Below are 22371 nucleotides of genomic sequence, written 5' to 3'. Positions count from 1 at the left end.
GCGCATCTGTGGCATATGTGGCCTCATGACCATCGAGATCACCCTGCTGGGCACCGGAAGCCCGATCCCCGACCCGAACCGCGCCGGACCGTCGACCCTGATCCGGGCCGGAGGCCAGGCACTGCTGGTGGACTGCGGACGCGGGGTGCTGCAGCGGTTGGCCGCTGCCGGTGCGTCGGCCAACACGCTGTCGGCGTTGCTACTCACCCATCTGCACAGTGACCACATCGCCGACCTCGGCGACCTGCTGATCACCCGGTGGGTCACCACGTTCACCCCCGACCCCGCGCCGTTGCCGATCATCGGCCCGCCGGGAACAGCGGAGGTGGTGGAGGCCACGCTGCACGCCTTCGGACACGACATCGGCTACCGGATCGCCCACCACGACGACCTGACGGGCCCGCCCCCGGTCGAGGTGCACGAACACACCACCGGCCCGGTGTGGGATCGCGACGGGGTGCAGATCACCGTGGCGCCCACCGATCATCGGCCGGTGGCGCCCACGATCGGATTCCGGATCGAATACGCCGACGAATCCGGGACCGCCTCGGTGGTGCTGGCCGGCGACACCGTGCCTTGTGACAGCCTCGATGAGCTGGCCGCCGGAGCCGGCGCGCTGGTCCACACCGTGATCCGCAAGGACCTCATCGACGCGCTCCCCCAGCAGCGGATCCGCGACATCTGCGACTACCACTCGTCGGTGGCCGAAGCCGCCGCGACCGCCCGGCGCGCCGGAGTCGGCACACTGGTGCTGACCCATTACGTGCCTGCCATCGCGCCCGGGCAGGAGGAGCAGTGGCGGAAGCTGGCGGCCGCGGAGTTCGACGGGCCGATCGAGCTCGGCGACGACCTGCACCGGGTCGACGTGCACCCGGGAGGCTGAGCGCAGAGCGCCGTGGTTGAGCCAAGTTGGGGAGTTGACCGGGCAGCTGGTAATCTGAACAGCCGTTGCCCCCACGTCGGGAGGCGAACCCAACGCAAGCTTTTAAGAAGGAACTACTTCGTGGCCAACATCAAGTCGCAGGTGAAGCGCAACCGGACCAACGAGCGCGCCCGGCTGCGCAACCAGTCGGTGAAGTCGGCGGTGCGCACCGCGATCCGCGCCTTCCGTGAGGCCGCCGAGGCCGGCGACAAGGACAAGGCCGGCGAACTGCTGGTGTCGACCAGCCGCAAGCTGGACAAGGCCGCGAGCAAGGGCGTGATCCACAAGAACCAGGCCGCCAACAAGAAGTCGGCGCTGGCGCAAACGCTCAACAAGCTCTGATCCACCCGGGAGCAGTCGCCCGCAAGCGGGAGATGCCCCCAGCCAAGGCCCCCATTCCGGTTGGAATTTGGGGGCTTTTGCGTCTGCTCGGGACCAGTTAGCGCGCGGCCAGCTCGGCGACTTTGCGGACCGCGGCTTCCAGTGCGTAGTCGGCGTCGGCGGCAGCGCCCTTGACGTCGGCGTTGAGGCCGGCCACCAGCCGCACCGCGACAGCCACCGAGTCGCGCGACCAATAGCGGGACTGTTTCTGCGCCTTCTGCACCCGCCACGGCGGCATGCCCAATTCGCCGGCCAGCCGGTAGGGGTCACCGGACTTGGGGCCGACCCTGGCGATGGTGTGGATCGCCTCGGCCAGCGCGTCGGCCAGCACCACGTGCGGTTCACCACGGATCATCGCCCAGCGCAGCGCCTCGGTGGCGCCCTCGACATCGCCGACGACGGCCCGATCGGCGACGTCGAAGCCTTTCACCTCGGCTTTTCCGCTGTGGTAGCGGCGCACCGCGAGGGCGTCGACCTGGCCGCCGGTATCGGCGACGAGCTGCGAGCAGGCCGAGGCCAGCTCACGGATATCGGAGCCCACCGCATCCAGCAGCGCCGTGACGCAGGCGTCGTCGACCCGGACCTTGAGCCGGCGAAACTCGGAGCGAATGAAGTCGGCGCGTTCGGCGGCCTTGGTGATCTTGGCGCACGGGTGCACCTGGGCGCCGAGTTCCCGCAGCTGGCCGGCCAGCGCCTTGGCTCGCCCGGCGCCGGAGTGCACCACCACCAGCACGGTGCCCGCCGGCACATCGGCGGCCGTCGACCCGATCAGGGTCACGGCATCTTTGCCGGCCTCGCCGGCGGCGTCGAGCACCACCACCCGTTCGTCGGCGAACAACGACGGGCTCAGCAGCTCGGCAAGCTCACCCGCCTCGACTTCGCCGGCCCGCAACCGGTCCACCGGGACGTCGGTGCTGCCGGCCTGGGCCCGTACCGCCGCCAGTACCTGCGCGACCGCCCGCTCGACCAGCAGTTCCTCATCACCGAGGAGCAGATGCAGCGGCGAAACCGGTTGGCTCACCCGCCAATCGTGTCACGCAGTCCCGACACCCGCCCAGCCGGTCAACACCTCCGAGACCGACCAGGCCAGTAGGCCCACCGCCAGCGCGGCCAGCACCCACCGGCCACCTCGCCAACGCCAGCAGACCACGACCAGCACCGCGGCGGCGCCCACACCGACCACCCCGGCCATCCCCGCGGGCACCGGCACGGTGGCGGCGGGAACCCCGCCGGCCCAGTGCGCGACGTGGCAGACCCACCACAGTTCGGGCCCGGTGAAGCGGATCGCCATCTCGGCGGCCGCCGGCCACCACCCGCACAGCACCGCCGCCGCGCTTCCCAGCACGGTGATCGGCGCGACCAGCACCGCCACCGCGAGGTTGGCGAGGGTGCTGACCAGGCTGAGCCGCCCGGAGATCCCGGCGATCAGCGGCGCGGTGACCAGGTTGGCGGCCCACGCCACGGCGACCGCAACTGCCACCGGTTTCGGCCAGCCGCGAGCCACCAGCCGCGCCGACCAGACCGGTGCGATCAGCACCAGCGCCGCGGTGGCGACCACCGACAGCGCGAAGCCGACATCGACGGCCAGATGCGGGGCCAGCGCCAGCAGCACCAACACGCTGGCGGCCAGGCTCGGAATCGCCTGGCGCCGGCGCGCGGAGAGCACCCCCAGCAAGGCGATCGCCCCCATCACCGCCGCCCGCAACACACTGGCCGTCGGCTGCACGACGATCACGAACGCCACCAAGGCGAAGCCGGCCAATACCGCCGCCGCGCGCGGCCCGACCAGACGCGCCGAAAACAACATCGCGCCGCAGACGATGGTCACATTGGCACCCGAGACCGCCATCAGATGCGTCAGGCCTGCGGCCCGAAACTCGCGCCCGGTCGCCGCAGTGATCCCCGAGGTGTCCCCGAGGACCAGCGCGGGCAGCATCCGGGCCTGCTCGCCGGGCAGCACCCGCCCGGCGGCCGCCGCAAACCGGGCACGCACCCGATGGGCTGATCGCGCGATGAGTCCGGGCCGGCCCCGGGTGGGTTCGCCCGCGGCGGTCAGCGTCGCGACCGTCAGGTCACGCCGGGCCGGGCGGGCGACTTTGGCGCGGAACGCCATCGACTGGCCGACCATCACCTCGTCGAATTCCATGCCTGAGGCGAAAACCACTACGCGGCCGGAGGATTCGTCGCCGTCAAGTTGCTGCAGCGTGGCCCGGAACATCACCCGGCGGGCACCGGCGGCCATCGGGCTCTCACTCGGGGTAACCGTCACCGCCGCGGTGCGGCCGAACGCCGCGGTGATCGGATGATGGACGATCGAGTCGGTGCGCAGCGCAACGGCGCAGCCGAACCCGGCCCCCACGGTTGCCGCCGCTGCCAGTGCCGCACCGGCCAGCCGCCACCCGCGCCGCCGCGTCTCCGTGCCGTACCAGCACAGTGCCCCGCACAATGCACCGAGCAGGGCGCACAGCAGCGCCAGCGCGGCGCCGATCTGCCACTGGATGCCCGCAGCGGTGACCAGCCAGCCGGTGAGCGCCGCCGGCACCAGCCGAACATCCAGCCGGGCCGCCGGCGCGGCCTCGGGCGGGGTCACGGTCAGACGCGGACCAGGGCACGCAGCTTCTCCAGGCGCGCCGGGCCGATGCCGTCGACCTCGCCGAGCTGGTCCACCTGGGCGAATTTGCCGTGGGTTTCGCGCCACGCGACGATGGCGGCGGCAGTCACCGGGCCGACCCCGGGCAGCGCGTCGAGCTGCTCGACGGTCGCGGTGTTGAGGTTGACCGGTTCACCGGATTTGGACTCCGGTTTAGCCGGCGCGGTGCTGGTCCGCGGCGCCTCCGGTGCCCGCGAGGGGGCGCCGACCGAGCTGCCGAGCATCGGCGGACCCGACGGCGGCGCCAGCCCGACGACGATCTGTTCGCCGTCGACCAGGGGCCGGGCCAGGTTCAAGCCGATGGTGTCGGCGCCATCGAGGGCGCCGCCGGCGGCGGTGAGCGCGTCGGCGATCCGCGATCCGGGCGCCAGCGTCGCCAGCCCCGGCTTGTGCACCAACCCGACCACGCTGACCACCACCTGATCGGCGTCGGATGCCGCCGGCGCCGCAGCGGGTTCGTCGGCACGCGGGCTGGCGGTCGAAACCATCTCTACCGGAGGCAGTTTGGCGCTGCGCACCGGCGCAGGCTGGTCGCGGAGCACGGTGAACACGGTGATGAGCACCGCGACCGCGGCGATCACCGCCAGGGCGACCGTGCCGGCCCGTCCCGGGTCGGCCCGCACCTTGGCGAGCCAACCGGCGTCAGCCGTCCCGTCGGGTAGCCAGCGCGGCAGCAATGAGTTCGGGCCGGCCTCGTCATCGGGCTCGGCTGTGTCGTCGCTGCGGTCGGGTTCGGGCAGCAGGCCGAGGCGACGCTGCAGCCGCTCGCCGGGAAGTTCTGGTGCCATGCGCCGACGGTAGGCCGCGGTTCTGGCAGTGACACTCGCTCGCAACACGATTCGAGCCAGTTCTGTGGATCAATGCCCGGTTGGGGAGAACGCCGGTGGTCGCGGCCGACGATAGGCGGGCCGAACGACCGCGTCCCTAGAATCGACCGTCATCACCGATCACATCTACGTCGACGAGACCAAGCAACGCGACTACCTACTTGTCGCCACTCTGCATACCACCAGCGACCTCGCTGATTTGCGAGCGGTCGTCCGCGGACTGTTGCTGCCAGGTCAGCGTTACCTGCATATGAAGGATGAGAAGAACGGACGCAAACGAACCATCGCGGACACTCTCGTCGCCGCAGGAGTTCAAGCCACCGTCTACCGCGCCGCATCCCCCGCGCACCGCAACGACCGGGAACGTCGGGCCGCATGCCTGTGGTCACTTGTGCGCGATCATGCTGCCAGCAATGACACCCGCGTCATCTTTGACCAAGACGACAGCATGCTCAGTTGGGACAACCAACGGCTTATCGAGTACACGCGCGCGGCTGACTGTCGCCATACCCTCCACTATGAACACAAGCGCTCGCATGCCGACGCATTGCTGGCGGTCCCCGATGCCGTCGCATGGTGCTGGGCTAAGGGTGGGCGCTGGCGACAGCTGATCACGCCGGCCGTCTCGGCTGTTCGCGACGTATGAACCCGTGGAAAACGCGAAGCCCGAGCGCCGCGGTCGTCCGGCCGGGTCTCGGGCTCACTTCCAGAGGCTCAACGCCCCAGGCGACACCCATCCTAAACCACGTCAGGCGTATGACGACAAACCATCAACGCGCGGTTGTGCAGAAACCCCGCTACGGGTTCACCCATTCCCCGATGTCACGGGAGATGCCCGAGGACGGTGAGTAGCGGACTTTCGTCGCGGTGACCCCCGCGGGCAGCGCGAACACGACGCAGCCGGTGCTCGAGGAGCCGGCGGCGAGCAGGAACCAGCCGTAGGCGAAGTCCTGGCACTCGGTCACGGTGGCGAAATCGGCCTGGTAGCTCTGGTCGTCGGAACCGACCACCGAGACGTCGCTGTTGCTGTTGCCGACGATGGTCGTCGTTCCGGCGTTCTCGATACGCAGTTTGGTCGCGATGTAGGTCTTGCCGGCCTCGCCCCAGCCGTTGGGCACGGTGGCGGGGTCGATGACCTCCGTCAACGTCACCGCGATCTTCTGCCCGCCGATCCGCATCAGGTCCAGTGTCTGGCCGAGGTGGGCGGCCGGCCGGGCGGGCGGGGGCTGCTGCGCCGAAGCCGACGGCGCGGGCCGCGCCTCCCCGGCCGGCTCCGCCGAACACGACACCGCACAAAAGAACAGGACACATAGTGCGACGAGCGACCGTCTCATAAATTCATAGCCTACAAAAACGCATACCAGCGCCTGCGTTAACCGGTTCCGATCGGTTTCCGGGTCCGGGACCGCACCTTTGCCGCGCCGCGCGGCGGGTTCCGATTAGGGTGCATACCAACCGTGAGTTCACCCAACCAACCGGGAGGTCGACGTGAGACTGGCACTGACCGCCGAGGAGGCCGCATTCCGCGACGAGATGCGCACCTTCTTCACCACCGAGATCCCCGCGGATATCCGGGAGCGCGGCCGGCTGGGCCAGTCGATATTTCCCGACGACATCGTGGCCACGCAGAAGATCCTCAATGCGAACGGTCTCGCGGTGCCCAACTGGCCGGTCGAGTGGGGCGGCAAGGACTGGACGCTGACCCAGCACCAGATCTGGCTCGACGAAATGCAATTGGCGTCGGTGCCCGAGCCGCTGACCTTCAACGCCAAGATGGTGGGCCCGGTGATCGCCGAATTCGGTTCCCAGGCCATCAAGGAACGCTTCCTGCCGGCCACCGCCAACCTGGATATCTGGTGGTGCCAAGGGTTTTCCGAGCCGGACGCCGGCTCCGACCTGGCGTCGCTGCGCACCACCGCGATACGCGACGGCGATAGCTACATCGTCAACGGGCAGAAGACCTGGACCACACTCGGGCAGTACGCGGACTGGATTTTCTGCCTGGTGCGCACCGACCCGCAGGCCCCCAAAAAGCAGGCCGGCATCTCGTTCCTGCTGTTCGAGGTGAACACGCCGGGCGTCACCATGCGGCCGATCAAGCTGATCGACGGCGGCTACGAGGTCAACGAGGTCTTCTTCTCCGACGTGCGGGTGCCCGCCGATCAGCTGGTCGGCGAGGAGAACCACGGCTGGACCTACGCGAAGTTCCTGCTGGGCAACGAGCGCACCGGGATCGCCGGGGTAACCCGCACCAAGGTGCGGCTCGCCGAGGTCAAGGAGCGCGCCAAGGAGCTCGGCGCACTCGATGACCCGCTGTTCGCGGCACGGCTGGCCGAGGCCGAAAACGACTTGCTGGCACTGGAACTCACCCAGATGCGGGTGTCGAGTGACTCCGCCGACGGCAAGCCCAACCCGGCGTCGTCGGTGCTCAAGCTGCGCGGCAGCCAACTGCAGCAGGCCGTCACCGAACTGTTCGTCGAACTCGCCGGTCCCGACGTGCTGCCGTTCGAGGCGGGCGAGGGCATCGCCACTCCGGAGTGGGCGCAGCACGCCGCCCCGACCTACCTGAACTACCGCAAAACATCGATCTACGGCGGCAGCAACGAGGTGCAACGCACCATCATCGCGTCCACCATTCTGGGCCTGTAGGAGGTACGACGGTCATGGACTTTCAACTCAGCGACGAGCAGGTTCTGCTCCGCGACACCACCCGTTCGATGTTGTCGGGCTACGACACCGAGACCCGCAACACGGTCGTCGACGCCGACCCCGGCTACAACACTCAGGTGTGGAAACAGCTGGCCGACACCGGAATTCTCGGTCTCGGTTTCGAACCGGAGGAGTCCGGACCGCTAGAGATCATGGTGGTGCTCACCGAGATCGGCCGGCGGGTTGCCCCCGAGCCCGTCGTGCACGGAGCACTCGGGCCGGGTGCGCTGATCGCCGAACACGGCGATGCCGAGCAGCGCAAACTGCTCGACGCCGTCGCCGAGGGCGAGCAGATCCTGGCGTTCGCCCACACCGAGCCGAGTATGCGCGGTGGGAACGCCAAAGTGACCACTGCGGCTGCGCAGCATGGTGATTCGTGGCGCCTCAGTGGACGCAAGAACCCGGTGTTGACCGGCGACCGCGCCGACACCCTGGTGGTCAGCGCCGCCCTGCCCGATGGGGGAACCGGACTATTTCTGGTCGACGGAGACGCCGACGGCCTGACCCGGTCGCCCTACCGAACCTTTGACGGCCGGCGCGGCGCCCAGATCGACTTGGACAACACCCCGGGTGCTCCGCTCGGTGAGGCCGCTGACGCCACCGGTGCCATCGAGCACGCGCTCATCCGCATCTCCTCGGCGCTGTGCGCCGAGGCGGTCGGGGCGATGGAAGAGGCACTACGGCTGACCACCGACTACCTCAAGACCCGCAAGCAGTTCGGCGTCACGCTCAACACCTTCCAGACCCTGACTCAGCGCGCCGCCGACATGTACGTCTCGCTGGAGTTGGCCCGCAGCATGAGCATGTACGCGGCCATGTCGATCGCCGACGGCAACCTCGACCCGGTGATCGCGGCACGCGCCAAGCTGCAGATCGGCCGCTCCGGGCGGCACATCGCTCAGGAGGCCATCCAGCTGCACGGCGGGATCGGGATGACCTGGGAGTATCCGGTCGGTCACCTCGCGGCCCGGCTCACCGCGATCGAGCACACCCTGGGCTCTGCGCAGGATCAGGTGCACGTGCTGATGGACAACCTGGACCGCTACGGCCTGGCCAAGCTGTAGCCGCTTTAGAAGAAGAAGCCGAGCTGAGCCGGCACCGCGCTGGCGAACGCCGCATCGAGCCGCTGCGCGAGCCCGCCCTCTCGGCAACGCAACCGGTTCGCTGCGGTCAGCGCCGACACCCGGTGAGTTCCCAGGTAAAGGCTGCCCAGCACGTCGAGATCCAGTTCGGCGTCCGCGGGTGCGTCGCAGCGGGTGCACTGCGCCCGGCCGTCGCGGATTTCCAGCGCGAATCGGCCACCGTCGCCGCGGAACCGGTCGGACACCTCCAGGACCACACTCAGGTCTGCGGCGTAGTCGCGGGCCGCCAATGCGGTCGGGATGTCCATCAACCGCAGCCAGCCCTCGTCGGTGCGTGCGGTGGTGCGGGCCAACCGGGTGTCGGTCAACAGATAGGGCAGCGGATCGTCCGGGTAGGTGCCGATGACGACGGTCTGCATCAGATCCATGCCCAGCAGCGCCCGCCACAACGCGGCGTGCGCCTCCGGCGTGACGGCCCGCAGCTCCGCCACCCGCACCGTCTTGGGCTTCGCCCCGTGCACCCGGTACAGGGCGTAACCGTCCGGGTGCAGCAGCGCCATCCAAGCGGTGCCGCCGTCGCGGTCGCCTTCCCGGTCGGCGAGCAGGTCGTCCCAGAGCGGGATCGGGCGTACCAACCCACCGGGGGTGCGCTCGCGGCAACGGTCGTAGATCGCGGCGAACTCGTCGCGGTGGTCACCGGCCCGGACCAGCCGGACCCCGCCGGGGTCGGGTGCGTCGGGGTGGAACACCGCGAACCGCCGGTCGATGGTCAGCTCCTGGTCGACGGTGGCCGGGCCGTAACCGAATCGCCCGTAGATGCCGCCTTCGCTGGCGGTCAGCGCCGCCACCGGATATCCGGAATCGGCGATTCGCCGGTGCAATTCGACGTACATGGCGCGCAGCACGCCGCGCCGGCGGTGGGTGGGCGCAACGACCACGCCGCTGATGCCTGCGGCCGGCAGCACCGCCCCGCCGGGAACCGTGAGCCGCAGGTCGAGGTAGAACGCCACGCCGATCACCTCGCCGCCTTCGCAGGCCACCACCGCGCCGCCGGGCGGGACCAGGGTCCGAATGGCCTCGACCTGGTCCGGGTGGGTGAACGACCCGAAGCCGGCGGCCTCCAACAGCGAGATCGCCGCCCAGTCGTCGTCCTGCGCGGTCCGCACGGTCACATCGGTCACGGACTTCGACGGTGCCACAACCGGCGGCGCGCCGCATCCCAATAAGGTGTGGAGCCATGAGCACACCGCTGCGCGTCATCCAATGGACCACCGGCAACATCGGGCAGCGCTCGCTGCACGCCATCATCGGCCGTCCCGACATGGAGTTGGTCGGCGTCTACGCCCACGGCAAGAACAAGGTCGGAGTGGACGCTGCCGAGTTGGCCGGCTGGCCGGAACCGACCGGGATCACCGCCACCGACGACATCGACGCCTTGATCGCGCTGAAGCCCGACGCCTGTTGCTACAACCCGCTGTGGCCGAGCATCGACGAATTGGTCCGGCTGCTGGAAGCCGGCATCAACGTGTGCTCCACGGCCGCCTGGATCACCGGCGGCAAGCAGACCCCGGAAGACCGCACCCGCATCGAGGATGCCTGCCGGGCCGGGAACTCGACGATGTTCGGCAGTGGTGCGCACCCCGGGCTGACCAACATGGTCGGCATGGTGCTGTCGGGGGCGTGTGAGCGGGTCGACGAGATCCGGATCACCGAATCGGTGGACTGCTCGACGTACGAGTCCGCGGCCACCATGGCGGCGATGGGCTTCGGCCAGGACCCCGAGACCCCGGGGCTAGCCGAGAGTGTCCGCCGCGAATGCGAGGTGTTCGCCGAGTCCGCGGCGATGATGGCCGACGCGATCGGCGCGCAGCTGGACAGGATGACTTTCGACGTGCAGTTCACCGCCGCGACCGGTGACAGCGATCTGGGCTTCATGAAGATCCCCGCCGGAACCGTGGGCAGTGTCTTCGGCTACCACCGCGGTTGGGTCGGTGAGCGCAACGTGGTCAGCGTGGGATTCAACTGGATCATGGGCAGCCACGTCACGCCGCCCAAGCCGGTGGCGCACGGCCACGTGATCCAGGTGTTCGGAGTGCCGAACATGCGCACCGTCATCAACTGCCTGCCGCCCAAGGACTGGAGCGAGCCGAACTTCAACGGATTGGGTTCGATCTACACCGCCATGCCGGTGACCAATGCGGTGCCCGCGGTGGTCGCGGCCGCGCCGGGCATCGTCACCCTGGCCGACCTGCCGCCGATCACCGGCCGTTCCGCGAGCTGATCAAACCGGGCGGTTGGTGGTGATCGCCCCCGACGCGGCATCGATGGTGACGTCGTGTTCGACCAGCTCGGTGTCCCACACGTCGGCGTCCCACACCACGGTGCCGTTCATGTCGAGCAGGCTCAACTCGGTGACCGAGCCGTCGGGCACCGCGCTCAGCACCTTCTTCACCGCGGCCCGGTAGTCCAGGTGGGCGCCGTCCAGATTGGCGCGTCGTTTGGCCTTGTCGGCGTCGCTGTCCTCGGTGACGGTCGGGCCGACCAGCACCGACTCACCGTCGGATTCGATCTTGAGCTGCCGTTCGGCGCCGTCGGGGGTGACCACCCGCGCCTTCCAGCTGCCGGAATCGTTGGTTTCGCTCTCGATGAAGATCAGCACGCTGGCCGGCACCTGCGAAACGGCCAGGTCCCCCGCGCGCAGCAGGGTGTGCGGATCAGGCGGCGCATCCGGGCGCGACCAGGACGCCCCGGGCGTGGTCGACTCCGACGATTTCGCGCCTGACCTGCCGTTGCCGCTGCAACCGGCCAGCGCCAGCGCTACCACGATGACCACTGCGCCGACTCGGACGCCATTCACCAGACCGTGCATCAGCGGCCATGCTACTGAAAGGCCGGCGACACTGCCGACCTACCGGGGACTTCTGCAATCGGCACACCCGGCGTGCGCACCCGTTGCGATCGTTAGCCAAGCGAAGGTTTATGCTGCCCGAGGACGATATTCGTGGCAGCCTTCGACGATTCCGGCGAGGCCGGAACACACCCTGTCCGCTGCCGGCGTTCGACCGCACTATCGACCAGCGGAAGGCGGTGATATGAGGAAGATTCCGATCGCCGCAATAGTCAAAAGGCATTGGATTCCGCTGGTCTTCATCGTGGTCGTCTTCATATCCGCCGTGGTCGTCACCCGGCTGCACAAGGTGTTCGCCTCCCAGGACCTCAACCCCCACGCCGGCGCCGGCATCGAGATCGTGCAGTTCAACCCCAAGTACGTCGCCTACGAGGCATTCGGTCCTCCGGGCACCACCGCCGACATCAACTACTGGGACGCCGAGGCCAACGTCCATCAACTCAACAATGTGCCGCTGCCCTGGTCCTACACCGTCGTCACCGTGCTTCCCGCAGTGCAGGCCAACATGATCGTGCAGGGCAACACCGGTGAGATCGGCTGCCGGATCAAGATCGACGACCGGCTGCTCGACGAACGACGCGCCACCGGGCTGAACGCCCAGACCTTCTGCCTGGTGAAGTCCGGATGATCAAACGGATCCGAGCGCGGCTCGACGAGCACCAGGACCCGCACGTCAAACGGCCGTTCTTCGCACACATGCTGCGCATCTTCGCGGTGCCGATCATCATCGTCTGGATCGTGTTCACCGTCCTGGTCAATATCCTTGTGCCCCAGCTGGAAGTGATCTCCGAGGAACACTCGGCCCCGCTGGCGCCGATGGACGCGCCGTCGATGGTCGCCAGTCAGCTGGTCGGCGAGAACTTCCAGGAATACAAATCCAACAGCACCGTGATGATGGTGGTGGTCGGCGAGGACGAACTCGGCGAGGACGCCCACCGCTACTACGACGAAATCGTCAAGAAGCTGGTCGCCGACAAGGACCACGTCGAGCACGCGCAGGACTTCTGGCGTGACCGGTTGACCGCGGCCGGTGTGCAGAGCTCCGACGCCAAAGCGGCCTACATCATGCTCAACCTGGTCGGCAACCAGGGCATGACCGAAGCCAACGACTCGGTGCAAGCGGTCCGCAAGCACATCGACGACACTCCCGCCCCACCCGGCGTGCAGGCCTATGTCGCCGGTCCGGCAGCGCTGACCGCGGATCTGCGCGAGATCGGCGACGCCAGCCTGGTGAAGATCACCCTGTTCACCATCGCCGCGATCGCAATCATGCTGCTGATCGTCTTCCGGTCCATCTCGGCGATGCTGACGCAGCTGTTCCTGACGCTGCTGGAACTGATCTGCGCGCGCGGCGTCGTCGCGGTGCTCGGGTTCAACAACGTGATGGGTCTGACGACGTTCGCGGTCAACATCATGGTGATGCTGGCGATCGCCGCCGGTACCGATTACGGCATCTTCCTGATCGGCCGCTACCGCGAGGCCCGGCTGGCCGGCGAAGAGCGGGTCGACGCCTACTACACCACCGTGCGCAGCGTCACCCCCGTCGTGCTGGGGTCGGGCCTAACCATCGCGGGGGCGTCGGCGGTGTTGTACTTCACCCGGCTGCCCTACTTCCACACCATGGGCATCCCGGTCTCGGTGGGCATGATCGTCGTGGTCGCCGCCGCACTCACCCTGGGACCGGCGTTGCTGGTGGTGGTCACCAGCTTCGGGCTGCTGGAGCCCAAACCAGCCAAGCCGGGTGGGTTCTGGCGCCGCGCCGGGGTCTCGGTCGTGCGCTGGCCGGGTCCGATCGCGGTGGCCAGCCTGGCGGTCATCATGGTCGGACTGGTCGCCCTGCCGGGGTTCAAACCCGGATACGACGACCGGAAGTACCTGCCGAAGGAAACCCCGGTCAACGTCAGTTATGCCGCCGCCGAGAAGCACTTCTCGGCCGCCCGGATGGCCCCCGACATCACCATGGTGACCTCCGACCACGACATGCGGAACCCGGCCGACATGCTGGTGCTGGACCGGGTCGCCAAGAACATCATGCGGGTGCACGGCATCGCCATGATCCAGGACATCACCCGGCCGTTGGGAATCCCGTTGCAGCACAGCTCGGTTCCCTTCCAGCTCAGTGCGTCCAATCAGTTGATGATCCAGAACATGAAGACGCTCAAGGACCGGATCAAAGACATCGACACGATCTCCCAGCAGCTCGACAAGGACATCGAGTTGCTGATCCAGATGTACGGCTACCTGCAGGAGGTCGACCGGACCTTCGATGACACCGCCGAGGTCACCGAGCGCACCGTGGAGGTCTCCGACCGGATCCGCGACCATCTGGCCGACTTCGACGACCAGTTCCGGCCGCTGCGCAGCTACTTCTACTGGGAGCCGCACTGCTTCGACATCCCGATGTGCTGGGCGCTGCGGAGCACCTTCGACACCACCGACGGTGTCGACCAGCTCACCGAGCAATTGCACCACCTGTCAGCCGACATCACCAAGACGGCCCGCTTGCTGCCACAGGCGGTGGAGTTGCTGCCCGCCGTCGTCGACACCATGAGGATCATGCGCGGCCTGGTGCTGACCGTGCATTCCACCTTCTCGGCGTTCGTCAACCAGATGGAGGATCTGAGCAACACCCAGATCATGATGGGGCAGAGTTTCGACGACTCGAAGAACGACGACTTCTTCTACCTACCCGCGGAAGCATTCGATAACAAGGACTTCCAGACGGGGCTGCGCCTGTTCATGTCGCCGGACGGCAAGTCGGCGCGCTTCTTCGTCACCCACCAGACCTACCCGGCCACCGCGGAGGGCATTGCCCGCGTGGAGCCGGAGCGCATCGCCGCGCAGGAGGCACTCAAGCAGTCCTCGCTGTCGGACGCCAAGGTCTACGTCGGCGGGATGGCCGCCCTCTACGAAGACATGAGCAACGGCGCCAAGTACGACCTGATGATCGCGGTGGTCGCGTCGCTGACCCTGATCTTCTTGATCATGATGATGATCACCCGCAGCATGGTGGCCGCGCTGGTGATCCTGGGTACCGCTTCCAGTTCGATCGCGGCGTCCTTCGGCATCTCGGTGCTGATCTGGCAACACATCTTCGGCCAGCACATCTACTGGGTGACCCTGGTTTTGGCGGTGATCGTGCTACTGGCGGTGGGTTCGGACTACAACCTGCTGCTGGTCTCGCGGTTCGAAGAGGAGATCCACGCCGGGCTGAAGACCGGCTATATCCGGGCGATGGCCGGCAGCGGTGGCGTGGTGACCTCGGCGGGCATGGTGTTCGCCGCGACCATGGGCATCATGTTCTTCAGCGATCTCAAGGCGATCGGCATGTACGGCACAACCGTGGCCATCGGGTTGCTGCTGGACACCTTCGTGGTCCGGGCGTTCTTCATGCCGTCGATCGCGACGATGCTGGGCAAGTGGTTCTGGTGGCCTCAGGTGGTCCGCCCGTGGGGCCCCAACAAGAACATCCGTGGGATCGCGGCCCACACGCCCCACACCGATCCGGCCGCAGACACCGACAGGTTCGCCACGCAGTAGACGGCGGGTCAGACGCCGGCCGGAGCCTCTCCCGGATTCAGGTCCACGCACACCGCGACCGCGCCGGCCCCGACATGCAGGGCCAACGTCGGTCCCAGGTCGGTGATGATGGCCGGCTCGCAGGACGGCAACCGCTCCGCCAGCGCACCGGCCACCTCTTGTGCTCCGTGCGGATTGGCGACATGTTGCACGGCCAGCCCGGCGGGACGATCACCGACCGCATCGCAGACCCGATCGATCATCGATGCGACGGCCTTGTTGACGGTGCGGATCCGCTGGGCCAGTACGAGTTTCCCATCGTCCACCGCCAACAGCGGCTTGAGCGACAGTGCGGTTCCCAGCCAGGCCGCCGCACTGCCGATCCGGCCGCTGCGCCGCAGATTGTCCAGCCGCTGTACCACCAGGTAGGCGCGGCTGCGCTGCACGGCTGCCTCGGCGGCGGCCGCCACCCCGTCCAGATCGGCGCCGCCGGCGGCAGCGCGGGCGGCGGCGAGCGCCACGAATCCGGTGCCCATCGCCGCAGACCTCGAGTCGATAACCCGGACACCGGGGCCGATTTCGGCGGCGACGTGCTCGGCGGTGCCGAACGTGCCGGACAGTGCCGAGGAGATGTGGATCGCCACCACGCCGGCGCCGCCGCTGTCGGCCAACCCGTTCCGATAGGCCTCGGTCAGCTCCTCGGGGTTGCTTCCGGCCGTGCTTACGCCGTCCCGGGCGTAGATGTCCTCGGGCACATCATCGATGCCGTCGCGCAGGTCGGCGCCGTCGAGCAGAATGTGCAGCGGCACCACGCGGATGTCCCACCGATCACGCAGTTCCGTGGGTAGGCACGCCGACGAGTCGGTGACCACGACGACGGAGGGGCCGGTCATTCCGCCTGTCCGGGCACGCCGGCCTCGGCCAGCGCTTTGAGCATCAGTTCGGCGACACCCCGGTGCGCTTCGAAGTTCCAGTGGATGCCGTCCGGGTTGGCCCGCCCGCTCATGACCTCGTCGGCCACGCCCAACTTCAGATCGACCAGCCCGACGTCGTGCCGCTGCGCCCATTGCGTGATCGCCCGCACCGTCGGCTCTCGCCCATGGTGGGCGCGGCCATAGGTATCGGCGATGTGAACCGACGGCAGGCAGGCCACGATCGGGATCCCCGGCCGGTTGAAATCGATTGCACCACGGGTCATTTCAAGGTAATCGGCGGTCAGCCGCGGCGGCAGTGCCGCCCGGGCCAGCGGCGAGAGCCGGGGCTGCAGCCAACCGTAACCGTCGCGCACCCAGCGTCGCAGCCAGGGCGGCCGCACATACCGGATCAACTCGCGCAGCGCGGTCGGCCACACCGAGGGCAGCGAATCCATCCCGCTGGTGGCGATGATGACGGCCCCGGCCCGGGGCAGGGCGGCCCAGGCGCGCGGATCCTGGGTGGCCGCCCACCAAACGTCCCGACTGGTCCAGCCGATCCGTCCGATCAACTCGACATCCCAGCCCAGCTGCGCCCCAACGATGTTCGGCCAGATCCGCGGGTCGTCGGCCGGCAGCCCGCCGGTGGGCCCGTAGTACGACAGCGAATCGGCGAAGATCAACAGCGTCGGACGGGATGGCGAGGACATCGTCGGTTCAGAGGACATCGCCGGCTACCTGTGCTGACGCGTTCCAGACATCCAGGCGCCATCGGACGTCGGCCGGATCGGTCACTCCGGCCTCCGAGTACCCGCTGAGCTGGGTCCAGCTGGCGTTGGCCATTCCACCCAGCACCGGCCAGTTCTCGACCGGAAGACGCAGCAACGCCGCGGTCAGGGCGGCGATCAGGCCACCGTGGGCCACCAGCACCACCGGCCGGTCAGCGTCACCGCTCCCCCAGTCCGGCTCGCCGGCCACCAACTCGGCGACCAGCGGTTCACTGCGCGCGGCCACATCCACTCTGCTCTCGCCGCCGTGCGGAGCCCACCGGGCGTCGTCACGCCAGGCCAGCCGGGCACCGGGCGCCACGGCGTCAACCTCCTCATGGGTCAGGCCCTGCCAGTCGCCCAGGTGTGTTTCGCGCAGGCGGGTGTCCACCCGGACTTGCAGCCCGTTGTGCTCGGCCAGCACCGTGGCGGTGTCGTAGGCACGCCACAGATCCGACGACACGATCAGCAGCGGATGGCGCTTGCGCAGCACCTCGGCGGCCGCCTCCGCTTGCGCGCGACCCAGATCGCTCAAGACGGTGTCCAATTGACCCTGCATCCTGCTGCCGGCATTGAACTCGGTCTGGCCGTGCCGCAACAGGATCAGTCGGCGGACCCTCACGGGGCTCCCTCCGACGCCGCCGCGTCGCCCGGCTCGGCGGCTGAGTCCGCTAAGTCCACCGGCACCAGTGGGCAGTCCTTCCACAGCCGGTCCAGCGCGTAGAAGTCCCGCTCGTCCTGGTGCTGGATGTGCACCACGATGTCGACGTAGTCCAGCAGCGTCCAGCGCCCCTCCCGGGTGCCTTCGCGGCGCGCCGGCTTGTACCCGGCCAGCCGCATCTTGTCCTCCACCTCGTCGACGATGGCGTTGACCTGACGTTCGTTGGACGCCGAGGCGATCACGAAGCAGTCGGTGATGACCAAGTGGGCGGATACGTCGATGACGACGACGTCGGTGGCGAGCTTGGACGCGGCGGCCACCGCGGCCACCGTCGCCATGTCGATCGCTTCGCGGGTCGCTGTCATGCGTTGTTCCCGGCGGCCAGGCTGGTGGATCGGCCGACGGCCTTGCTGGCGCCCGGATCACTGCGGTAGAGCCGGCGCTTGGACACGTACTGCACAACGCCGTCGGGCATCAGGTACCACAGCGGCCGGCGCTGCTCGGCGCGTTGGCGGCAATCGGTCGACGAGATTGCCAACGCCGGGATCTCCACCAAGGTCAACGCGTTCTCCTCCAGTTCGCCCAGCACACCGGTGATGTGGTCATGCCGCAGCTCGAATCCGGGCCGGCTGACCCCGATGAAACGCGCCAAGTCGAACAGCTCCTCCCAGCCCTGCCAGGACAATATCGACGCCAACGCGTCGGCGCCGGTGATGAAATACAGCTCCGATTGCGGGTTCAGCGCGTGCAAGTCCCGCAACGTGTCGCGGGTATAGGTGGGGCCGGTGCGGTCGATGTCCACCCGGCTCACCGAAAAGCGCGGATTGGACGCCGTGGCGATCACCGTCATCAGGTACCGGTCCTCGGCCGCCGAGACATGCCGATCCTTTTGCCAGGGCTGACCGCTGGGTACGAACACGACCTCGTCCAGCGCGAACTTGTGGGCTACCTCGCTGGCTGCGACCAGGTGGCCGTAGTGGATGGGATCAAACGTCCCGCCCATCACCCCCAGCCTGCGCAGCCCGTCATGCATGGTTCGCCAGCTTACTGGACCAGCGGAAACGGCTGTCGCCAGACGGCCGCGGACAGCTCAGCGCTATTGCCGAGGCAAAGCGTTCCACGATCGTGTAGAAGAGGGCTGTGGAGAATTCGCCGTCGTCATCGGTTGATCGAGCGCAGGCCGCCAAGGACGCCATGTTGCGGCGTTTCTATACCCGCGCGCGGATCAGTGGCCAGGTCGTGCTGCCGGCCGTCCCGAGCATGCTCGACGAATACGTGTCGATGTGCGACACGGTGTTCGCCGGCCTGGGCAAGCGTTTCAACGACGCCGAACTCGCCCATCTGCGCGAGGTGTTGGAGGGCCAACTAACCGCCGCCTACACGGCATCGCCGCGCTCGAACATCGTCATCTCCTACGAGGCCCCGATCGGTCTCACCCTGAACTACACGGTCCGCGCCGAATGGACCTCGATCGCCGAGGCGTACGAGCGCTGGCTGGCGACGCGGGAGCCGCCGCTGTTCGGCACCGAGCCCGATGCACGGGTCTGGCAGCTCGCTTCCGAAGCCGATGATCCTGCCGCGCATCGCGTGCTCGAGATCGGCGCCGGCACCGGGCGCAACGCCCTGGCTCTGGCACGACGCGGGCATCCGGTCGACGTCGTTGAGATGACCCCGAAGTTCGCCGAGATACTCACGCATGAGGCGAACCGGGAATTGTTGGACGTGCGCGTCATCGTGCGCGACGTATTCGTCGACGCCGACGACCTGCGCGACGACTACCAGCTGATCGTGCTCTCGGAGGTGTTGACCGATTTCCGGTCGACGCAACAGGTGCGCAGCCTCTTCGAACTCGCCGCCCGCTGTCTGGCGCCCGGCGGCCGGCTGGTGTTCAACGCGTTCCTGGCCGGTGCGGGCTACGAGCCCGATGATGCCGCCCGCGAATTCTGCCAGCAGGTGTACTCGAGCCTGTTCACCCGCGATGAGATATCCGCCGCAACAGCCGGCTTGCCGCTGGGGCTGGTTGCCGACGACTCCGTCTACGAGTACGAGAAGGCTCATCTGCCCGATGGCGCCTGGCCGCCCACCAGCTGGTACATCGACTGGGTAAGCGGGCTCGATGCGTTCCGCACGTCGCGGGAGAACAGCCCGATCGAGTTGCGCTGGCTGGTTTTCGAGCGCACCCACTGAGCGATCGGCGAGGTAGCCGCCCTGGTGAGCGGCACTTTTTGACGCGTTCGTCAACGTTTGTTTTTCGGCTGCGGAAATATGTACACCCCCGATACCCGCGGCGTAGTTTTGCGCCAAACGCAGTTGGCCCCGGGGGAGGTCGGATCCTTTGCGCAGCAAGGCTGAAGCTGTTTCGGCGTGGCCGATCGTCGGCCGCGACGATGAGCTGCGCGAGGCCTTGGCGACTCTCGAGCCGGATTCGGAGTTTCAGGGCGTCGCTCTGGTCGGCGACAGCGGTGTCGGCAAGTCGACGCTGGCTCGTGCGCTCGGAGCCCGTCTCAATGCGGCCGGGCGCACAGTCCGGTTTGTGCTGGGCACCCAGACCGGCCGCGATGTGCCGTTGGGGGCGTTCTCCCGGTCGGTGACCGTCGATGCATCGTGCGAGCCGGCAGCGATGTTGGCGATCGCGCACAAGAACCTCGAGGCCGCCGAGAACCCGGTGATCGTGGTCGATGACGCTCAACTGCTCGATCCGTTGTCGGCCACCCTGGTCTACCAGCTGGCCGCCGAAGGCACGGCGCAGGTGATCGTGGTGATCCGGGCCGGCGAAACGCTTCTCGATGCGGTCACCGCACTGCTCAAAGAACAGTTGCTGTTGAACATGCGCATCAATCCGTTCACCCGCGAACAGACCGGCGAACTCGCCCGCCGGGTACTCGGTGGTGTCGTGAGCCCCCAGGCGATCAACCGGTTGCACGACCGAAGCGGCGGAAGTCCGCTGTATCTGCGCGGACTGCTGCGGGCCGGCCGCGATGACGGCGTCCTGGTGCAAGACGAGTACGGCTGGCAGCTCAAAGGTTCCCTGCACGCCGACCAGGAACTGTCTGTCCTACTCGGCTTCCGGCTCCAGGCGCTCACCCCTGAAGAGCTCGAGGCACTTGAGATCCTGGCGACCGCCGAATTGCTGGACTGGGAGGTCTTCCGCGAGCTCTGTTCTCCCGAAGCCATTTCCGGGCTGGAGCGTCACCGGTTGATTCATCTGACGTCCGATGCCGGGGGAACCCTGGTCCAGGTGACTCACCCCATCATCTGTGAAGCGGTGCTTGAGCGTGTCGGGGTGGTGCGCGCCCGCCGACTCAACGGTGTGCTGTTCAACGCCTTCGACAAGTACCTTCTTGGTGGCGGGCGGCGCTTGCGGTTGCCCGACGTGCGCGGCAAGATCCGGATGGCCCAATTCATGATCTGCAGCGACTTGGATCCCGACTTCAAGCTGATCATCGGCGCGGCGGTGCGGGCGGCGGCGATGTCCAACCTCGGCCATGCAGAAGAGTTGGCCCGCTTCGCCTTTGACCGCGACGGTGGCCTACCGGCGGCCCTCGTTCTCGGAGACGCACTGTTGTGGCAAGGCCGAGGCGACGACGCCGAGTCGGTGTTGACCGATGTCAGCCTCGACGGCGCCGACGACGCGTTAATAGTTCAATGGGGTTGTCTTCGCGCGTCGAACCTATTCTGGAACTGCGGTGAGATCGATTCCGCATGGGCGGTTCTCGCCGAGGTGCAAGGTCGCGCCCACTCGGAGGTGAGCGCCGCTCTGTGCCGCGCCCTGGAGGTGGCTTTCACGTTCTTCACCGGCAACCTCGCAAAAACGATTCGTTCCGGACCGCCGTTCTGCGCGGCGGACGTATGGCCGGCCGCGACCGCCTTGGCGGCGTTGCCCACTGCGCACGCATTGACCGCAGCGGGGCGCTTCGGCGAGGTCTACGGAATCGCTGACCTGGGACTGCGGGCGGCTGCGCACAGTCGCTCCGGGATGATCCGATTCGGGCTCGGTATCGCCGAGGTCATGGCACTGGTCACCGCCGGGGATTTGGCCGCGACCGAAATGGTCGCCGAACGCTATGCCACCATGGCTGCCGGCGTCCCGGAACCCGATTCGATGGTCGGGGTGCTGTTCGGCCTGGTACAGCTGGCACGCGGTCAACTGCCCTTGGCATGTTCGTCGTTTCAGGACTCGATGCCGGTGTTGTCGGGCGCTTCCCTATCGCTGTGGCCGATGCTGGCCAACGCGTGGGCCACCCAAGCCGAAGCGGCGCGAGGCAACGCTGCGTCGGCCTCCGCCGCATTGCGGCATTGCGAAGAAGCCTATGGAGCGCAAATCGCCGCGTTCTCACCGGAACTCGAGATGGCCCGGGCCTGGGAGCGGGCAGCGCACGGTCAGATCTCCGATGCGCGCGCCCACGCACTGCGGGCGGCGCAGAGCGCCCGCCGATCCGGAATGCACGCGGTCGAGTTGCGGGCGCTGCACACCGCGGTCAGATTCGGCGACCGCTCGCATGCCGACCGGCTGGCGGAGCTCGCCGAGACACTGGACGCCCCGTTGCCCAATGCGGTTGCGGCGCATGCCCGCGGTCTGGCTGACCACAACGCCGACCTGTTGAGCATCGCGTCGGACAAGTTCGCGACCCTGGGCGCGTTCGCACTCGCCGCGGATGCGGCGGCCCAGGCATCCGCCGAATACGCGCGCAGCGGTCAACGCGGCAAGCAATTGGAGTCGTCGACGCGGACGCAGTGGCTGGCCCGCCAAGGTGACATCCACACTCCGGCAGTCGCGGCGGTGACTCAGCCACTGCCGATCACCGACCGGGAGCGCGAGATCGCGATGCTCGTCGCCGCCGGTCTGCCCAACCGTCAGATCGCCGACCGGCTCTCGGTGTCGGTACGCACCGTGGACGGGCATCTCTACCGGATGTTCGCCAAGCTCGGCATCGAGCGGCGCGACCAGTTGGTCCGGTTGTTTGCCGAGGGCCGGCCCCGCGCCTGAGGTCCGAGCGTCAGAAAGGCCCGCGGTAGCGGGCCTTTCGTGGTTCT

The 22371-nt window shown here is 67.9% G+C and carries 21 protein-coding genes; 10 read left to right on the top strand and 11 right to left on the bottom strand.

The window, feature by feature from the left end; translation table 11 throughout:
• The first annotated feature begins 25 nt into the window (after nucleotides 1–25).
• Complete coding sequence (locus tag AC5Y31_RS04460) at nucleotides 26–883, top strand: ribonuclease Z (protein WP_109470828.1); 858 nt, start codon at nucleotides 26–28, stop codon at nucleotides 881–883.
• Between the two features lie 120 nt (nucleotides 884–1003).
• Nucleotides 1004–1264 (top strand): 30S ribosomal protein S20, encoded by a 261-nt coding sequence (rpsT, locus tag AC5Y31_RS04455; protein ID WP_065025649.1) that lies wholly within the window; start codon nucleotides 1004–1006, stop codon nucleotides 1262–1264.
• A 97-nt stretch (nucleotides 1265–1361) separates the two neighbouring features.
• On the opposite strand, the gene holA is transcribed toward rpsT, so the two are convergent.
• From holA to AC5Y31_RS04440, 3 genes are read right to left on the bottom strand one after another with little or no spacing between them, the layout of a single operon-like run.
• Entirely contained in the window at nucleotides 1362–2324 is a 963-nt protein-coding gene (holA, locus tag AC5Y31_RS04450) for a DNA polymerase III subunit delta (protein ID WP_065025650.1), read from the bottom strand.
• A gap of 12 nt (nucleotides 2325–2336) precedes the next feature.
• Nucleotides 2337–3893, bottom strand: a complete 1557-nt coding sequence (locus tag AC5Y31_RS04445; RefSeq protein WP_499978351.1) for a ComEC/Rec2 family competence protein — start codon at nucleotides 3891–3893, stop codon at nucleotides 2337–2339.
• A gap of 2 nt (nucleotides 3894–3895) precedes the next feature.
• Nucleotides 3896–4741 carry a ComEA family DNA-binding protein gene (locus AC5Y31_RS04440; protein ID WP_499978347.1) on the bottom strand — a complete coding sequence of 282 codons (846 nt, stop codon included), beginning with the start codon at nucleotides 4739–4741 and terminating at the stop codon, nucleotides 3896–3898.
• Nucleotides 4742–5030: 289 nt separating this feature from the next.
• On the opposite strand from AC5Y31_RS04440, the gene AC5Y31_RS04435 reads away from it, so the two are divergent.
• A complete protein-coding gene (locus AC5Y31_RS04435; protein ID WP_234787455.1) occupies nucleotides 5031–5426 on the top strand; it encodes a hypothetical protein in 396 nt (131 codons plus the stop codon).
• 151 nt (nucleotides 5427–5577) lie between these two features.
• Here AC5Y31_RS04435 and AC5Y31_RS04430 read toward each other — a convergent pair whose 3' ends face one another.
• Nucleotides 5578–6114 (bottom strand): DUF4352 domain-containing protein, encoded by a 537-nt coding sequence (locus AC5Y31_RS04430; protein ID WP_499978343.1) that lies wholly within the window; start codon nucleotides 6112–6114, stop codon nucleotides 5578–5580.
• A 154-nt stretch (nucleotides 6115–6268) separates the two neighbouring features.
• Here AC5Y31_RS04430 and AC5Y31_RS04425 point away from each other — a divergent pair, with 154 nt between their 5' ends.
• Together AC5Y31_RS04425 and AC5Y31_RS04420 are read left to right on the top strand one after the other, a co-directional pair.
• Complete coding sequence (locus AC5Y31_RS04425; protein WP_065025654.1) at nucleotides 6269–7429, top strand: acyl-CoA dehydrogenase family protein; 1161 nt, start codon at nucleotides 6269–6271, stop codon at nucleotides 7427–7429.
• 14 nt (nucleotides 7430–7443) lie between these two features.
• Complete coding sequence (locus AC5Y31_RS04420) at nucleotides 7444–8553, top strand: acyl-CoA dehydrogenase family protein (RefSeq protein WP_065025655.1); 1110 nt, start codon at nucleotides 7444–7446, stop codon at nucleotides 8551–8553.
• A 5-nt stretch (nucleotides 8554–8558) separates the two neighbouring features.
• Here the strand turns inward: AC5Y31_RS04420 and AC5Y31_RS04415 are convergent, their stop codons facing one another.
• Entirely contained in the window at nucleotides 8559–9752 is a 1194-nt protein-coding gene (locus AC5Y31_RS04415; protein ID WP_499978336.1) for an enhanced intracellular survival protein Eis, read from the bottom strand.
• 56 nt (nucleotides 9753–9808) lie between these two features.
• Here AC5Y31_RS04415 and AC5Y31_RS04410 point away from each other — a divergent pair, with 56 nt between their 5' ends.
• Nucleotides 9809–10852 (top strand): NAD(P)H-dependent amine dehydrogenase family protein, encoded by a 1044-nt coding sequence (locus AC5Y31_RS04410; protein ID WP_499978335.1) that lies wholly within the window; start codon nucleotides 9809–9811, stop codon nucleotides 10850–10852.
• Here AC5Y31_RS04410 and AC5Y31_RS04405 read toward each other — a convergent pair whose 3' ends face one another.
• A complete protein-coding gene (locus AC5Y31_RS04405) occupies nucleotides 10853–11440 on the bottom strand; it encodes a PepSY domain-containing protein (RefSeq protein ID WP_065025658.1) in 588 nt (195 codons plus the stop codon).
• 223 nt (nucleotides 11441–11663) lie between these two features.
• Here AC5Y31_RS04405 and AC5Y31_RS04400 point away from each other — a divergent pair, with 223 nt between their 5' ends.
• Nucleotides 11664–12107 carry an MmpS family transport accessory protein gene (locus AC5Y31_RS04400; RefSeq protein WP_499978333.1) on the top strand — a complete coding sequence of 148 codons (444 nt, stop codon included), beginning with the start codon at nucleotides 11664–11666 and terminating at the stop codon, nucleotides 12105–12107.
• Nucleotides 12104–15019, top strand: coding sequence for an MMPL/RND family transporter (locus tag AC5Y31_RS04395; RefSeq protein WP_065025660.1), 2916 nt, complete (start codon nucleotides 12104–12106; stop codon nucleotides 15017–15019). The genes AC5Y31_RS04400 and AC5Y31_RS04395 overlap by 4 nt, the downstream gene beginning before the upstream one ends.
• A gap of 8 nt (nucleotides 15020–15027) precedes the next feature.
• Here the strand turns inward: AC5Y31_RS04395 and AC5Y31_RS04390 are convergent, their stop codons facing one another.
• The 5 genes from AC5Y31_RS04390 to nadD are packed head-to-tail and all read right to left on the bottom strand — an operon-like array spanning nucleotide 15028 to nucleotide 18370.
• Nucleotides 15028–15891 (bottom strand): DegV family protein, encoded by an 864-nt coding sequence (locus AC5Y31_RS04390; RefSeq protein ID WP_499978329.1) that lies wholly within the window; start codon nucleotides 15889–15891, stop codon nucleotides 15028–15030.
• Nucleotides 15888–16619 (bottom strand): diglucosylglycerate octanoyltransferase, encoded by a 732-nt coding sequence (gene octT, locus AC5Y31_RS04385; RefSeq protein WP_165607364.1) that lies wholly within the window; start codon nucleotides 16617–16619, stop codon nucleotides 15888–15890. The genes AC5Y31_RS04390 and octT overlap by 4 nt, the downstream gene beginning before the upstream one ends.
• 7 nt (nucleotides 16620–16626) lie before the next feature.
• Nucleotides 16627–17298, bottom strand: a complete 672-nt coding sequence (gene gpgP, locus AC5Y31_RS04380; RefSeq protein WP_065025663.1) for a glucosyl-3-phosphoglycerate phosphatase — start codon at nucleotides 17296–17298, stop codon at nucleotides 16627–16629.
• Nucleotides 17295–17702 carry a ribosome silencing factor gene (gene rsfS / locus AC5Y31_RS04375; RefSeq protein ID WP_499978326.1) on the bottom strand — a complete coding sequence of 136 codons (408 nt, stop codon included), beginning with the start codon at nucleotides 17700–17702 and terminating at the stop codon, nucleotides 17295–17297. Before rsfS ends, gpgP begins: the two co-directional genes overlap by 4 nt.
• Entirely contained in the window at nucleotides 17699–18370 is a 672-nt protein-coding gene (gene nadD / locus AC5Y31_RS04370; RefSeq protein ID WP_499978323.1) for a nicotinate-nucleotide adenylyltransferase, read from the bottom strand. Before nadD ends, rsfS begins: the two co-directional genes overlap by 4 nt.
• A gap of 161 nt (nucleotides 18371–18531) precedes the next feature.
• Here nadD and AC5Y31_RS04365 point away from each other — a divergent pair, with 161 nt between their 5' ends.
• A complete protein-coding gene (locus AC5Y31_RS04365) occupies nucleotides 18532–19524 on the top strand; it encodes a class I SAM-dependent methyltransferase (protein ID WP_499978962.1) in 993 nt (330 codons plus the stop codon).
• 148 nt (nucleotides 19525–19672) lie between these two features.
• Entirely contained in the window at nucleotides 19673–22324 is a 2652-nt protein-coding gene (locus AC5Y31_RS04360) for a helix-turn-helix transcriptional regulator (RefSeq protein WP_499978321.1), read from the top strand.
• The last annotated feature ends 47 nt before the right edge of the window (nucleotides 22325–22371 follow it).

The organism is Mycobacterium sp. NGS18 (assembly GCF_059813185.1).
This window is presented reverse-complemented; position numbering and strand designations above follow the sequence as displayed.

Bases quoted from the DNA above. Each gene is read 5' to 3' on its own strand.
- AC5Y31_RS04460 (WP_109470828.1), top strand. From the start codon at position 26: ATGACCATCGAGATCACCCTGCTGGGCACCGGAAGCCCGATCCCCGAC.
- AC5Y31_RS04440 (WP_499978347.1), bottom strand. From the start codon at position 4,741: ATGGCACCAGAACTTCCCGGCGAGCGGCTGCAGCGTCGCCTCGGCCTG.
- AC5Y31_RS04435 (WP_234787455.1), top strand. From the start codon at position 5,031: ATGAAGGATGAGAAGAACGGACGCAAACGAACCATCGCGGACACTCTC.
- AC5Y31_RS04430 (WP_499978343.1), bottom strand. From the start codon at position 6,114: ATGAGACGGTCGCTCGTCGCACTATGTGTCCTGTTCTTTTGTGCGGTG.
- AC5Y31_RS04420 (WP_065025655.1), top strand. From the start codon at position 7,444: ATGGACTTTCAACTCAGCGACGAGCAGGTTCTGCTCCGCGACACCACC.
- AC5Y31_RS04410 (WP_499978335.1), top strand. From the start codon at position 9,809: ATGAGCACACCGCTGCGCGTCATCCAATGGACCACCGGCAACATCGGG.
- AC5Y31_RS04405 (WP_065025658.1), bottom strand. From the start codon at position 11,440: ATGCACGGTCTGGTGAATGGCGTCCGAGTCGGCGCAGTGGTCATCGTG.
- AC5Y31_RS04400 (WP_499978333.1), top strand. From the start codon at position 11,664: ATGAGGAAGATTCCGATCGCCGCAATAGTCAAAAGGCATTGGATTCCG.
- AC5Y31_RS04395 (WP_065025660.1), top strand. From the start codon at position 12,104: ATGATCAAACGGATCCGAGCGCGGCTCGACGAGCACCAGGACCCGCAC.
- AC5Y31_RS04390 (WP_499978329.1), bottom strand. From the start codon at position 15,891: ATGACCGGCCCCTCCGTCGTCGTGGTCACCGACTCGTCGGCGTGCCTA.
- octT (WP_165607364.1), bottom strand. From the start codon at position 16,619: ATGTCCTCGCCATCCCGTCCGACGCTGTTGATCTTCGCCGATTCGCTG.
- rsfS (WP_499978326.1), bottom strand. From the start codon at position 17,702: ATGACAGCGACCCGCGAAGCGATCGACATGGCGACGGTGGCCGCGGTG.
- nadD (WP_499978323.1), bottom strand. From the start codon at position 18,370: ATGCATGACGGGCTGCGCAGGCTGGGGGTGATGGGCGGGACGTTTGAT.
- AC5Y31_RS04365 (WP_499978962.1), top strand. From the start codon at position 18,532: ATGTTGCGGCGTTTCTATACCCGCGCGCGGATCAGTGGCCAGGTCGTG.